Here is a 13051-nt window from a genome sequence, read left to right as displayed (position 1 = left end):
GCCATGCAAGCCGCCGCAGCCGGGGTGTTCACATTCCCGATGCGCGTTTACTGGGAAGACACCGATGCCGGCGGCGCCGTGTTCTATGCCAACTACCTCAAGTTCTTCGAGCGTGCCCGCACCGAGTGGTTGCGCTCGCTGGGCATCGCCCAGCAAAAGTTGCGGGAACAAACCGGCGGCATCTTTGTCGTAACGTCTGCGCAGCTTGAATATCTGCACCCGGCGCGACTCGATGACCAACTCTTTGTTACCGCTAGCTTGAAAAGTGCCGGCCGCGCTTCGCTCACAATCGAGCAGCAGGCGCTGCTGGTCCATTCCGACAGTCACGCCCAAGAGCCCACGCCGCTGTGCACGGGCTCCATCCGAATTGGGTGGGTGGATGGCAAGACCATGCGCCCCGCGAGAATTCCGAACCATATCCTGGAGCAACTTTCATGAACTCCCAAGACATGTCCATCCTCAGCCTCATCATGCAGGCCAGCTGGGTGGTACAACTGGTCATGCTGATCCTGGTGATCGCATCCATAGCGAGCTGGGCCACCATTTTTCGCAAGGCCCAGACCTTGAAGCGAGTGCGCTCGCTCAACGACAACTTCGAGCAGGACTTCTGGTCGGGCACCAGCCTCAACGACCTCTATGCCTCTGCCGCGCAGAACGCCAAGACCGGCGGCCCCATGGAGCGCATCTTTGCCAGCGGCATGCGTGAGTACCAGAAGCTGCGCGAGCGCCGCATCGGCGATGTCGCCACGCTGATGGACGGCACGCGCCGTGCCATGCGCGCAAGCTTTCAGCGCGAACTCGACGAGATCGAATCCGGCCTGTCCTTCCTGGGCACCGTGGCCTCGGTCTCGCCCTATGTCGGCCTGTTCGGCACCGTGTGGGGCGTGATGCACGCCTTCACCGGCTTTGCCAATATGGAGCAGATCACGCTGGCCACCGTGGCCCCCGGCATTGCCGAGGCCCTGGTCGCCACCGCCATGGGTCTGTTTGCAGCCATCCCCGCCGTGACGGCCTACAACCGCTACGCCCACCACATCGACCGTATCGCCAGCCAGGAAGAGACCTTCATCGAGGAGTTCTCCAATATCCTGCAGCGCAATGTCGGTGCCACCGCCAGCGGCTCCGCCTCCGGCCATTGAGATGAAACGGTTCCCGAGTCGCTTCAGGCCTCTGGCCTTGACAGGACACAAGGCCCGCGGGCCTTTGCACTGCGCCTCTGGATTGAGCCTCGCGCAAGCAGGACGGCTGCGCGCCAAGCAGCCTATTTGTAAGGAGTGTGATCCATGCCAGCCATGAGTTCACGCGGTCGCAATCGCCGCACCGTCAACGAAATCAATATGGTGCCCTTCATCGACGTGATGCTGGTGCTGCTCATCATCTTCATGGTGACGGCCCCCATGCTCACGCCGGGCTCCATCAACGTACCCAGCGCGGGCAAGTCCTCGCGCCCGCCGACCAAGAACATTGCCTATGTGCTGCTCGACAAGGACGGCAGCATCCAGTTCAAGAACGGCAGCAACACCCAGACCATCAAGCTCGACGACCTCAAGGGTCTGGCCCAGTCCTGGCAGCAAGGCCAGGGCGAGGACAGCGCCATCCAGATCATCGCCGACAAGGGTCTGCCTTTTGACGACGTCATGAAGGCGCACACCACGCTGTCCAAGGCCGGCGTCAAGCGCATTGCCTTCGGCGTCGTTTCCTCTTCCAGCAATTGATCCCCTACAGGAAGCTCTGCCGCCGGCCGCGACTTTGATGCCTTGAAGCCGCAGCCCGCGCAGACCACCAATTCACCATGCCTAACCAGCAAGATCGCGATCAGTTTGCCCCGCCCCGCCCCAAAGGCCGGGCGCGCTCATGGTCGCTCGCCCTGGCCGCGCACGGGTTGCTGATCGCGGCCCTGCTGTGGACGGTGCGCCCCCCCAAAGAAGCCGACGAGGCCATGGTCGAAGCCGAGGTCTGGAGCAGTTCCGCCCCGGCTTCCGCAGCCGCCGTGACACCGCCGCCTCCCGCTCCGGAGCCCACGCCGGAGCCGGCTCCGGCTCCCGAGCCGCCACCACCTCCGCCGGAGCCCGTGGTGGCACCGCTGCCTCCTCCTGCGCCTGCCCCCAAGGCTCAGGCCCATGACGACGATCATGAGGCCGAGATTGCCCTGGCCAAAAAGAAAAAGCAGGAGCAGCTGAAGAAGGAAAAGGCCGAGCAGGAAGCCCGCGAACAGCGCGAAAAAGAGCGCAAGGAAAAAGCCGAAAAGGACAAGGCCGAGAAGGAAAAGGCCGAAAAGGCGCAGCTGGAAAAACAAAAGGCCGAGAAGGCTGAAAAGGCGGAGAAGGAACGCAAGGAAAAGCTCGAGCACGAGAAAAAGGAAAAGGCCGAAAAGGTGGCCAAGGACAAGGCCGAGAAGGAAAAAGCGGAAAAGGCTGAGAAAGAGAAAGCCGAGAAAGCCGAGAAAGCCGCCAAGGACAAGGCTGCCAGGGAAAAAGCCGAGAAGGACAAGGCCGACAAGGAAAAAGCCGCCAAGGAAGCCAAGGAGAAGGCGGCCAGGGACGCCAGGGATGCCAAGGCAGCCGATGACCGTCGCAAGGCCGAGCTGGCACGCCTGCAAGGACTGGCCGGCGGCTCCGGCGGCAGCGATCAGGCCGGCAGCGGCGGCAGCCGCACGGGCGGCTCGGGCAGCAGTGCCAGCGGCGGTCCCTCGGCGGGTTATGCGGCCAAGGTGGCAGCGCGCGTCAAGCCCAACATCGTCTACCCCGATGCGGTCAGCGGCAATCCGCGTGCCGAGGTCCGCGTGCGCACGGCGCCGGACGGCACCATCACCAGTGCCACGATCTCCAAGTCCAGCGGCAACGCGGCCTGGGATGAGGCCGTGGTGCGCGCCCTGCACAAGACCGACAAGCTGCCGCGCGATATCGACGGCAAGGTGCCCTCGGATCTGGTCATAGGCTTCAGACCCCAGGACTGACGCGGGACTGCTCCCCGCGCTTTCCCCCAAGCCCCGCAGGCACGGCCTGCGGGGCTTTTCTCTATCTGTGGCCAATCCACAACGCACCGAGCTGCATGGCTTGCGCCGCCGCCCGCCGATCCATAGCATGCCTTTCTTTGCCGCACTCCATGCAGGATTGCGCGCTTCACCCACTCACGCAAAGGAGAGAGCCATGTCCCAGACGACAAATCCCTTTGCAGTCGTGCACGCCTAAAGCCTTCTAGCGCTTCCCGCCACGCTGCAGACCTCGCCCGGCCCATCAACGGTATGGAGTCAGGCCTTGCGCTGCGCGTGAATTCCCGGATGCCTGCCGGCCGAGCATGTCGCGACTGCCCCATCGCTGATTTCATGCATTCGACCAAGGGCCATTCATGGGCAATTCTTTTTCGGACACCTACGTCAAGGTGTTCGCCAACAGCAGCGTCTGGATCGAGGACGCTGCCATCCAGCAACTTCACACCACCGCCGCCAATCTGGACGGCATCCGCGCCGCCGTCGGCCTGCCCGACCTGCACCCAGGCCGGGGCTATCCCGTGGGCGCGGCATTCTTCTCGACAGGACGCTTCTACCCGGCCCTGGTCGGCGGCGACATAGGCTGCGGCATGTCCCTGTACGCGACCGACCTGGCCGTGCACAGGACTTCAGGCGCCAGGCTCGAAAAAGCCGTGGGAAATATCGACGGCCCTCTGCCTCAGGAGCTGCTGGAGACGGTGGACATGGAGCAGCTGCAGCAGATCGCGCAGACCAGCGGTGTCGCCGATCCGGCCTATCTGCTGCAGAGTCTGGGCACCATAGGCGGCGGCAACCACTTTGCCGAACTGCAGCAGGTCGAGACCCTCTACGAGGAAGGCGCGCTCGACAAGAAGCGCGTGCACCTCATGGTGCACAGCGGCTCGCGCGGCCTTGGCGGAGCCATACTGCGCGAGCATGTGCAGCGCTTCAGCCACGACGGCCTGGCCGCCGGCACCGACGCCGCAAGGCAATACCTGCTGCAGCACGATGCCGCAATCGACTATGCGCGGCTCAACCGCAGCAGCATCGCCCAGCGCCTGCTGCGCGCGATCCGCAGCCAGGGCGAGGCCGTGCTCGACATCACACACAACCATGTGCTTGCCCACCACTGGCAGGGCCAGGATGGCTTTCTGCATCGCAAGGGCGCCACACCGGCAGACCGGGGCCTGGTCGTCATTCCAGGCTCGCGCGGCGACTACAGCTATCTGGTGCGGCCCGTCGCCGGCCGGCACGAGGCCCTGGATTCGCTGGCCCACGGCGCCGGCCGCAAATGGGCTCGCACGGACTGCATGGGCCGGCTGCGGCCCCGCTTCACGCTGGACGAGCTGCTGCGCACGCGCTTCGGCAGCGCCGTGGTCTGCGCCGACCGCGAGCTGGTCTACGAGGAGGCCCCCCAGGCCTACAAGGATGTGGATTCCGTGGTCGCCAGTCTGCAACAAGCCGGCCTGGTAGAGCTGGTTGCACGCCTCAAGCCCTTGCTGACCTACAAGAAGGGAGCCCTGCAATGCTGCTGATGCAACTGAGCTCGGCCCATGGTCCCGCAGAGTGCGAATACGCGCTGCAGCTGACCCTGCGCAAGCTGCTGCAGGCCTGCGCCGCCGAGGATCTCGCGGTCGAGGTGCTGGAGGAGTTCCGCACCCCGGCCGGCTACAGGTCGGTGCTGCTGCGCTGCGAGCGCGAGACACCTGCCCTGCGCTAATGGCTGGGCACCATCCAGTGGATCTTCGCCAGCCCCTTCCGGCCCCGGCATCCGCGCAAGAACTGGTTCGTCGCCGTGCAGCGCTGCGAGCCCCCGCGCCAGCTGGCCATGGACGGCGAGATCCAGTTCCAGTCCTGCAAGGCTTCGGGCAAGGGCGGCCAGCATGTCAACACCACGGACTCGGCCGTCCACGCCCTGCATGTGCCCAGCGGGATTGCCGTCAAGGTCATGAGCGAACGCAGCCAGCATGCCAACAAGCGGCTGGCGCGCGAGCTGCTGGCCATCAAGCTGGCGCAGCACAATGCGCGCAGCGAGGGGCAGGCGCAGCGCCTGCGCAGCCAGCAGCACTGGGAAGTGGAGCGCGGCCAGGCCGTCAAGGTCTTCCGCCTTTAACCGCCCCGAGACGACATTGCCGCCCTCCTCCCGAACGCAGGGGCGGGGGCAATGTCGCCGCAGCCCCGGCCACTCAGAAGCACAGGTAGACACCCAGGGTCAGCAGACTGAGCATCAGCAGCTTCCGGAAAAGCTCGGGCGAGAGTTTCTCGCGCAGCAACTCGCCCCAGTGCATGCCGGCCAGTGCTGGAATCAGCATCAGGGCCGAAGCCAGCAGCCCCAGTCCCATCTCCTGCGCCTGCGCACCCAGGCCCTGACCCTGCCAGAGCAAACCGGCGCCCAGGGCCAGCGTGGAGGTGGTAAAGCACAGGCCCATGGCCTGCATGAGCGCGGGACGGGCCAGGCCCAGCGACTGCAAAAAGGCCACGGCTGGCACGACAAAGACACCGGTAACCGCCGTGATGGCGCCCGTCAACAGGCCGCATGCCGCGCCCAGCCAGGCCTGGTGCGGCGCCGGCGTCTGCCAGCGCAGGCCCGACAGCCCCCACAGGGCGTACATCACCAGCGCCAGGCCCAGAGCCGGCCTGGCTGCTGACAGGCTGCCGACTCCGCCCCAGAGGGCCACGCCGCCCAGCGTGCCCAGCACGATGCCCAGCTGCATCCAGCCCAGTCTCTGCAGCAGGGGACGCAAACCCGCCACGGGCCGCATCTGCACCAGATTCGTCACCAGCGACGGCAAAAGCAGCAAGGCCGCTGCCTGCGCAGGCGGCATGAACACCGCCAGCAAGGCCATGGAAACCGTGGGCAGACCCAGACCCACCACGCCTTTGACACAACCCGCTAGGCCAAACACGGCAATGGTTGCCGCAGCCATCCAGCCTTCGTTCCACATCATCAATCCTTCGTATTACCCGAACCATCAAACATAGGCAAGAATCATTTTTCTCTTGCATAGCACCGATAATCTGTCTACGAAGAACGCTTGACCAGCAGGATTATTCAAATCCAGACTTCGTATAAACCTTAGGCTTGAACTCCATGCGCTTTGACCTGACCGACCTCCAGCTGTTTGTGCACATCCTCGACAGCGGCACGCTGACGGCGGCGGCACAGTGCAGCCATCTCACGCTGGCCTCGGCCAGCGAGCGCGTGCGCGGCATGGAACAGCTTCTGGGCACGGCGCTGCTCATTCGCCAGGCACGCGGCGTGCAGCCCACGGCTGCTGGTCACACCCTGGGCCAGCATGCACGCCAGGTGCTCAGCCAGATGCAGCTGCTGCGTGGGGCCATGGGTGAATTCGGCGCCGGCCTGGCCGGGCAGATACGTTTGCGCGGCAATACCTCGGCCGTGCGCGAGCATCTGCCGCTGGCCGTCAGCGGCTTTCTGCGCCAGCACCCGCAGATTGCGCTGGAGCTGCAGGAATGCCCGAGCAGCGAAGTGCTGGCCGGACTGCGCCAGGGCCTGTGCGATATCGGCGTGGCCGCCTGGGATGCCGAAGACGCGGCGGCGCTGGCTGGCCTGCACTGCCAACCCTGGAGACAGGACCCGCTGGCCGCCGCCTTGCCGCTGGGCCATGCGCTGGCCGGACGCTCGCAACTGAAACTGGCCGAGCTGCTGCACGAGAGCTGGGTCGGCCTGCCACGCGAATCCGCCCTGCAGCAGCTGCTGCAGAAACAGGCCTTGCAGATCAATGACCGGCTGCTGCGCATCCAGGTCCAGCTGCAGCATTTCGAAGGTCTGTGCCAGCTCGTGGGCCAGGGCGTGGGCATTGCCGTGCTGCCGCTAGCTGCCGTGCAGCGTCACGGCGCCGCCACCGGCGTGGCGGCCGTGCCGCTGTCCGACGCCTGGGCGCAGCGCCAGCTGCTGCTGTGCACGCCGGCTGGGTCGGCATCGCTGTCATTGCCTGCGCGGCAACTGCACGCGCAGCTGCTACAGACCGCGTAGCCTTAGCAAGCCACGGTGAAAAGCGCTATGCGGGACAATAGCGCCATCATGACCCTCAAAGCCCCCGAACTGCTGCTGCCTGCCGGCTCGCTCGACAAGATGCGCGCCGCCTACGACTTTGGTGCCGACGCCGTCTACGCCGGCCAGCCGCGCTACAGCTTGCGCGCGCGCAACAACGAATTCCGCCTGGAGCAGATCGGCCAGGGCATTGCCGAGGCGCATGCACGCGGCAAGAAGTTCTTCCTGACCAGCAATCTGATTGCACACAACGACAAGGTCCGCACCTATCTGCGCGACATCGAACCCATCATCGCCATGAGGCCCGACGCCATGATCATGGCCGACCCCGGGCTCATCATGATGGTCAAGGAAAAGTGGCCCGAGCAGGAAATCCACCTGTCCGTGCAGGCCAACACCACCAACCACGCCACCGTGAAGTTCTGGCAGAAGATGGGCGTCTCGCGCATCATCCTGTCGCGCGAGCTGAGCCTGGACGAGATCGAGAAGATCCGCCAGGAATGCCCCGACATGGAGCTGGAAGTGTTTGTGCACGGCGCGCTGTGCATTGCCTACTCGGGCCGCTGCCTGCTGTCGGGCTACTTCAACCGCCGCGACCCCAACCAGGGCACCTGCACCAACGCCTGCCGCTGGGACTACAAGACGCATGACGCGGCCGTGGACCCCAACACCGGCGAGGCGCTGGGCCAGACCATGGAAAACGGCTTCAACTTCGAAGAAGCCAAGAACGATCTGGACAACCAGTTCACCAGCACCTGCGGCGACCAGCAACGCCACCCCAAGGCCGATGCCATCTATCTGCTCGAGGAAAAAGGCCGCCCCGGCGAGATGATGCCCATCGTGGAAGATGAGCATGGCACCTACATCATGAACTCCAAGGACCTGCGCGCCGTGGAGCATGTGGAGCGCCTGACCAAGATCGGCGTGGACTCGCTCAAGATCGAAGGCCGCACCAAGAGCCTGTACTACGTGGCCCGCACGGCCCAGACCTACCGCCGCGCCATCGACGACGCCGTGGCCGGCCGTCCGTTCAACCCGCATCTGATCACCGAACTCGAAGGTCTGGCCAACCGCGGCTATACCGGCGGCCTGCTGGAGCGCCGCCCTGCCAACGACTACCAGAACTACGAAACCGGCCACAGCGTGCTGCAGCGCAGCCACTTCGTGGGCGCGGTGCGCGGCTATGCCGACGGCATGGCCGAGATTGAAACCATGAACCGTTTCGCCGTGGGCGACACCATCGAAGTGATTCATCCCCAGGGCAACCGCCAAGTCAAGCTGGAGAAGATGTTCAACCTCGAAGGCCAGCCCGTGGAAGTCGCACAAGGCAACCCCGTGCGCGTGCGCATTCCGCTGGAAGGCCCTGTGGAAGGTGCGCTGATTTCGCGTCTGCTGTAAGCTCGACCGGCTTTGCTTTTCCAACGCCCCATACGCTGGGGCGTTGCTCTTTTCTCTATAGCTGCTTTCGCTCGTCCTCTCTTGGATTCAAATTGAATTCATGTTGAGAACCAACGACAACAAGCGCAAGCAGCTCCTCAATTTGAAGAACACACATGGAACTGAAGATTGACGAAGGCCTGAAGGCCTATATCGACCCTCTGACCCCGGACGAGCACGAATCGCTGGAGCGCAGCATCCTTTCCGAAGGCTGCCGCGACTCCCTGGTGGTCTGGGGCGATCTGCTCATCGACGGCCACAACCGCTACGGCATCTGCCGCAAGCACGGCCTGCCCTTCAACACCGTGCAGGCCACGCAGTTCAAGAACATGGACGACGTGCATCTGTGGATGATCGACCAGCATCTGGGCCGCCGCTCGGTCTCGGACTTCCAGCGCGGCGTGCTGGCGCTGCGCAAGCGCGAGATCATTGCCGAGCGACGCGCTGCGGCAGCCGCTGCCGTGAACGCAGCCAAGGCCGCCCAGCCGGCCAGCGAGGAAGCCCCCTGGGAAGGCGAGACCGACCCCGTGGTGGCCCAGGCTCTGGCCAGCGTGGCCAAGGTGCCCGACGAAGCGCTGGACACACGTGAAGCCCTGGCACGCGCCGCCCGACTGTCGGCCGGTCAGGTCAAGATGATCGAGACCATCCAGGAAAAGGCTGCGCCCGAAGTCGTGGCTGCGGTCAAGGCCGGCGAACTCTCGCTCAATGCCGCAGCCGTGGTCGCCACCCTGCCCGAGGAAGAGCAGCAAGCCGTGGCCGCCGAAGGTGCCGACGCCCTCAAGCAGGCCGCCAAGCGCGTGCGCGATGCCAAGAAAAAGCCCAAGGCCGCCAAGCCCGAAGCCGAAGAATCGGCAGAAGCCGTGCCAGCCGCCAGCCCCAAAGAGCTGCAGGCCCGCGTCACCGAGCTGGAAGCCGAGAACGAGCGCCTGCGCCTGCAGGTCAAGACCTTGCAGGACCTGCTGGCCGAACAGGGTTAAGCCGCTCTCTTGCCCGGCTCCCGCACGCAGCCTCCCCGAACGGCCAGATTGCCGAACAGGGAGGCTGTTTTTTTTTGTGTCTCAACATAACCACATACAGCCAAATGACAGCAATTCTCATTAATATCTGCGCCTGCCAATAAACGCCACATAGTCCCCTCCGGCCCCGACTGAAGACAAGAGATGCCGCCAGCGCAAGGCTGGGGCAGCGCGCTGTTCATGCCAGCCAGGTGCTGTGTGCACTCCCCTACAACACCCATGGCTAACCTCCATCTTTCCGACTCCCCCGCTTTTCGCCTGAGCAGCGCCGCCGCTGCCGTTGCCGCAGCCCTTGGCGTGCTCGCCAGCCCCGTTCATGCACAGACGGCCAGCACCGCCACTGCCGAAGCCGCCCTGGACTCGGTCACCGTCACCGGCAACTGGCTGGATGGCGATATGTCCAGCGCCGAGAAGGTGCTGGAGCATCCAGGCGCCCGCACCATCGTCGAGCGCGAGCGCATCCAGGAAAGCGGTGCCGCCACCTTGCGCGAAGCGCTGCGCCTGGTGCCCGGTGTGCAGGTTCAGGACAGCAACGGCACGGGCGGCAGCGATATCTCTCTGAACCTGAGCGTGCGCGGTCTGACCGCACGCCTGTCGCCACGCTCCTATGTGCTGCAGGACGGCGTGCCCGTCTCCTACGCTCCCTACGGTCAGCCCCAGCTGTCGCTGGCGCCCGTGGCGCTGGGCAATCTGGACTCCATCGACGTGGTGCGCGGCGCAGGCTCGGTGCGCTACGGCCCGCAGAACGTGGGCGGCATCATCAACTTCACGACGCGCGCCATTCCCAAGACTTTTGCGGCCGAAGCCTCCATCGGCACCGAGATCTACAGCCACGGCGGCAACGTGAAGACCACGCCCAGCTTCTTTGTGGGCGGCACCAACGAGTCGGGCCTGGGCCTGGCCGTGCTGTATTCGGGCACGCACGGCAAGGGCTGGCGCAGCAGCAACGACAAGACCGACATCGACGATCTGCTGGTCAAGGGCAGCTACAAGCTCAGCAACAACAGCAACATTTCCGCTTCGCTGCACCACTTCGAGGGCAAGGGCCAGATGCCCGGCGGTCTGACCACGGCCCAGTACGCCGCCGCCCCATTCCAGAGCACGCGCAACTATGACCAGTTCACGGGCCGCCGCACCGACGGCTCGCTCAAGTACAGCTACAAGGACGGTCGCAACAACTTCGAAGTGCTCAGCTACTACGTGGACTCCTTCCGCGGCAGCTATATCGAACGCGACGCCACCGGCGCCAATGCCGGCAAGCGCAGCCTCACGGCCGCACCGCGCGACTACAGCTACTACGGCGTGGAGCCGCGCTACTCGCGCATTTTCGAGACCGGCTCCGTGGTGCAGGAAGTCAGCGTTGGCTATCGCTACCTGAAGGAAAAGAGCTCAGAAACGGCGCTGGCCACTTCCGGCTTCTATGTGCCCGGCCAGGTCGATGCCATGGCCCTGCCGCTGAACACCACCCAGACCAGCCAGGGCGGCACCACGGCCAATGCCTTCTATATCGACAACCGCATCGATGTGGGCAACTGGACCATCACGCCCGGCGTGCGCTACGAGCGCATCCGCTCCTTCAACAATGTGGTGGACTACAAGGGCGCGACCGCAGCGGCCATCTACCCGACGGCTGCCGCCAACGAATGGCTGCCCACGCTGTCGGTGCTCTACCGCGTCGACAGCCACTGGGCGGTGTTCGCCAATGCCGGCAAGTCCTTCGGGCCCCAGCAGTACGCACAGCTGGCCCAGTCGTCCAACAACCAGCTCTATCCCGAATCGGCCAAGACCTATGAGCTGGGCACGCACTACAAGAGCGACACCTGGAATGGCGAGCTGACACTGTTCAACATCGACTTCAACAAGGAGCTGTTCCTGGACCGCCCGGGCGACGGCACCGGCAACGGCATCTGGACCGATCTGGGTGCCACGCGCCACCGTGGTCTGGAATCGGCGCTGCGCTATGACTTCGGCAAGAACTATCCGGCACTCAAGGGCCTGTCGCTGGGCATGAGCTATACCTTCACCCAGGCCACCAGCCAGGCCGGTCCCTTCGCAGGCCGCGACCTGCCGCTTTATTCGCGCCACACGGCCGGCCTGTCGGCACGTTATGCGATGGAGCGCTGGACCTTCAATGCCGATCTGAACGCCCAGTCCAAGCAACGCTCGCCCGGCACGCCCGGCACCAGCGCCAAGCCCAATCCCTACATCACGCAGGAAGACGCCAATGGCAATCTGGGCGATATCCCGGGCTTTGCCATCCTGGGCCTGCGCACCAGCTACCAGGCCGGCAAGGAGCTGAACAATCTGCGCCTGACCGTGGGCATGAAGAACGTGTTTGACCGCCGCTACTTCACCCGTTCCACCGACAACAACGGCGGTGGCAAATACGTGGGCATGCCACGCACCCTGTACGTTCAGGCCACCCTGCCGTTCTAAGCGGCGGCCCCGCGAGTCCGTCTCAGGACCGGTCACGCGGGACATCACACCATCACGCGCAATGACTTCGCTACGTTCTCTGTGGCTGCGGCTGCATCGCTGGTTTGCCCTGGGCCTGGGCTGGATTCTGATTCTGGCCGGGCTCACCGGCACCCTGCTCATCATCGGCCAGCCACTGGACCGCATGGCGCACCCCGAGCTGTTCCAGGCCCGCACGACGCATGCGCAGCAGGCCGCAGCACTGACGCCGATACTGACAAGAGCCCATGAGGAGTTCGGCAGCAAAGCCACTCTGCGCTTCCGGCTGCCTCAGGAGACGCAGGACAGCCTGTGGCTGCGCGTTCAGGCTGCGGACTGGCGCGGCACCATTTACCTGGACCCTGTCACCGGAGCGGAGCAGGGCCGCCGCGGCGAGACCGAGGGCTTTGTCAACACGCTGTTCAAGCTGCACAGCACCTTGCTGCTCGACGCCAATGGCAAGGCCATACTGGCCTGGACCACCCTGGCCTATGTGCTTCTGCTGCTGACGGGCGTCATTCTCTGGTGGCCCAAGCGCTGGCCGGGCAACTGGCGCATAGAACTCAACAAAAGCCTGGTGCGCGCCCTGTTCGACATGCACCGCATCGGCGGCGTGATCATGGGCCTGCTGATCGCGGTGTCAGTCGTCACCGGTGCCTATATGGCATGGCGACCGCTGGGCGACTGGCTCAATGTGCTCAGCAGCAGCACGGCAGTCAAGCCACCCAAGCTGCCCGCACTGGTTGTGCAAGGCGCCGCCCAAGCGCTGCCAGCCGATGTGGATGCCATGCTGGCCTCGGCCCGCGCGGCCATGCCCGATGCCCAGGCCAGCTTCGTGCAGCTGCCGCCCAATGCCAAGCAGGCCGTACGCATCCGCTTTCGCGCCCCGGGCGAGCCGCACCCCAACGGCATCAGCTCGGTATGGCTGGACCCGCGCAACGGTGCCGTGCTGGACGTCAGGCGCTGGAATGAACTCGACCCCGGCGCTGCGGCGGTGGCCGTGGCCTATCCGCTGCACACGGGCGAACTGGGTGGCGTGCTGATGGAAATCCTGGCCGGCCTCAACGGCCTGGTGCTGGGCGGCTTGGGCATCAGCGGAATCTGGCTCTGGTGGCACCGCCGCAAGGCCAGAAAGCTTGCCGCCCTGAGAAAGCCCTGAGA

11 protein-coding genes and 1 pseudogene are annotated in these 13051 nt (G+C 64.9%); 11 read left to right on the top strand and 1 reads right to left on the bottom strand.

What is annotated here, in order from left to right:
* Positions 1-3 precede the first annotated feature (3 nt).
* From ybgC to prfH, 6 genes and pseudogenes are all read left to right on the top strand, one after another.
* Positions 4-438, top strand: coding sequence for a tol-pal system-associated acyl-CoA thioesterase (gene ybgC / locus ACWGXF_RS07105; protein ID WP_034359495.1), 435 nt, complete (start codon positions 4-6; stop codon positions 436-438).
* Positions 435-1139, top strand: coding sequence for a protein TolQ (gene tolQ, locus ACWGXF_RS07100; protein WP_003063920.1), 705 nt, complete (start codon positions 435-437; stop codon positions 1137-1139). Before ybgC ends, tolQ begins: the two co-directional genes overlap by 4 nt.
* Positions 1140-1283: 144 nt before the next feature.
* Positions 1284-1715, top strand: coding sequence for a biopolymer transporter ExbD (locus ACWGXF_RS07095; protein ID WP_012839211.1), 432 nt, complete (start codon positions 1284-1286; stop codon positions 1713-1715).
* Positions 1716-1792: 77 nt separating this feature from the next.
* Positions 1793-2956: a cell envelope integrity protein TolA gene (tolA, locus tag ACWGXF_RS07090; RefSeq protein WP_256630975.1), complete on the top strand. Its 1164-nt coding sequence runs from the start codon at positions 1793-1795 to the stop codon at positions 2954-2956.
* A 392-nt stretch (positions 2957-3348) separates the two neighbouring features.
* Complete coding sequence (locus ACWGXF_RS07085) at positions 3349-4503, top strand: RNA ligase RtcB family protein (RefSeq protein ID WP_256630976.1); 1155 nt, start codon at positions 3349-3351, stop codon at positions 4501-4503.
* Positions 4494-5081: pseudogene (gene prfH, locus ACWGXF_RS07080) on the top strand (peptide chain release factor H). Before ACWGXF_RS07085 ends, prfH begins: the two are co-directional and overlap by 10 nt.
* Before the next feature lie 73 nt (positions 5082-5154).
* Here prfH and ACWGXF_RS07075 read toward each other — a convergent pair.
* Positions 5155-5913, bottom strand: a complete 759-nt coding sequence (locus ACWGXF_RS07075; RefSeq protein WP_256631267.1) for a sulfite exporter TauE/SafE family protein — start codon at positions 5911-5913, stop codon at positions 5155-5157.
* Positions 5914-6059: 146 nt separating this feature from the next.
* Between ACWGXF_RS07075 and ACWGXF_RS07070 the strand changes: the two genes are divergently transcribed.
* From ACWGXF_RS07070 to ACWGXF_RS07050, 5 genes are all read left to right on the top strand, one after another.
* Positions 6060-6965, top strand: a complete 906-nt coding sequence (locus ACWGXF_RS07070) for a LysR substrate-binding domain-containing protein (RefSeq protein WP_256630977.1) — start codon at positions 6060-6062, stop codon at positions 6963-6965.
* Positions 6966-6992: 27 nt separating this feature from the next.
* Positions 6993-8381: a prephenate-dependent tRNA uridine(34) hydroxylase TrhP gene (trhP, locus tag ACWGXF_RS07065; protein ID WP_452101811.1), complete on the top strand. Its 1389-nt coding sequence runs from the start codon at positions 6993-6995 to the stop codon at positions 8379-8381.
* A gap of 155 nt (positions 8382-8536) precedes the next feature.
* Positions 8537-9397, top strand: a complete 861-nt coding sequence (locus ACWGXF_RS07060) for a plasmid replication/partition related protein (RefSeq protein WP_452101810.1) — start codon at positions 8537-8539, stop codon at positions 9395-9397.
* Positions 9398-9655: 258 nt separating this feature from the next.
* Positions 9656-11872, top strand: coding sequence for a TonB-dependent receptor family protein (locus ACWGXF_RS07055; RefSeq protein ID WP_256630979.1), 2217 nt, complete (start codon positions 9656-9658; stop codon positions 11870-11872).
* 61 nt (positions 11873-11933) lie between these two features.
* Complete coding sequence (locus ACWGXF_RS07050; protein ID WP_256630980.1) at positions 11934-13049, top strand: PepSY-associated TM helix domain-containing protein; 1116 nt, start codon at positions 11934-11936, stop codon at positions 13047-13049.
* Positions 13050-13051 lie beyond the last annotated feature (2 nt).

The organism is Comamonas sp. HJ-2, assembly GCF_053615495.1.
This window is presented reverse-complemented; position numbering and strand designations above follow the sequence as displayed.

Bases quoted from the DNA above. Each gene is read 5' to 3' on its own strand.
- ACWGXF_RS07075 (WP_256631267.1), bottom strand. From the start codon at position 5,913: ATGTGGAACGAAGGCTGGATGGCTGCGGCAACCATTGCCGTGTTTGGC.
- ACWGXF_RS07060 (WP_452101810.1), top strand. From the start codon at position 8,537: ATGGAACTGAAGATTGACGAAGGCCTGAAGGCCTATATCGACCCTCTG.
- ACWGXF_RS07085 (WP_256630976.1), top strand. From the start codon at position 3,349: ATGGGCAATTCTTTTTCGGACACCTACGTCAAGGTGTTCGCCAACAGC.
- trhP (WP_452101811.1), top strand. From the start codon at position 6,993: ATGCGGGACAATAGCGCCATCATGACCCTCAAAGCCCCCGAACTGCTG.
- ACWGXF_RS07070 (WP_256630977.1), top strand. From the start codon at position 6,060: ATGCGCTTTGACCTGACCGACCTCCAGCTGTTTGTGCACATCCTCGAC.
- ACWGXF_RS07055 (WP_256630979.1), top strand. From the start codon at position 9,656: ATGGCTAACCTCCATCTTTCCGACTCCCCCGCTTTTCGCCTGAGCAGC.
- tolA (WP_256630975.1), top strand. From the start codon at position 1,793: ATGCCTAACCAGCAAGATCGCGATCAGTTTGCCCCGCCCCGCCCCAAA.
- ACWGXF_RS07050 (WP_256630980.1), top strand. From the start codon at position 11,934: ATGACTTCGCTACGTTCTCTGTGGCTGCGGCTGCATCGCTGGTTTGCC.
- ACWGXF_RS07095 (WP_012839211.1), top strand. From the start codon at position 1,284: ATGCCAGCCATGAGTTCACGCGGTCGCAATCGCCGCACCGTCAACGAA.
- tolQ (WP_003063920.1), top strand. From the start codon at position 435: ATGAACTCCCAAGACATGTCCATCCTCAGCCTCATCATGCAGGCCAGC.
- ybgC (WP_034359495.1), top strand. From the start codon at position 4: ATGCAAGCCGCCGCAGCCGGGGTGTTCACATTCCCGATGCGCGTTTAC.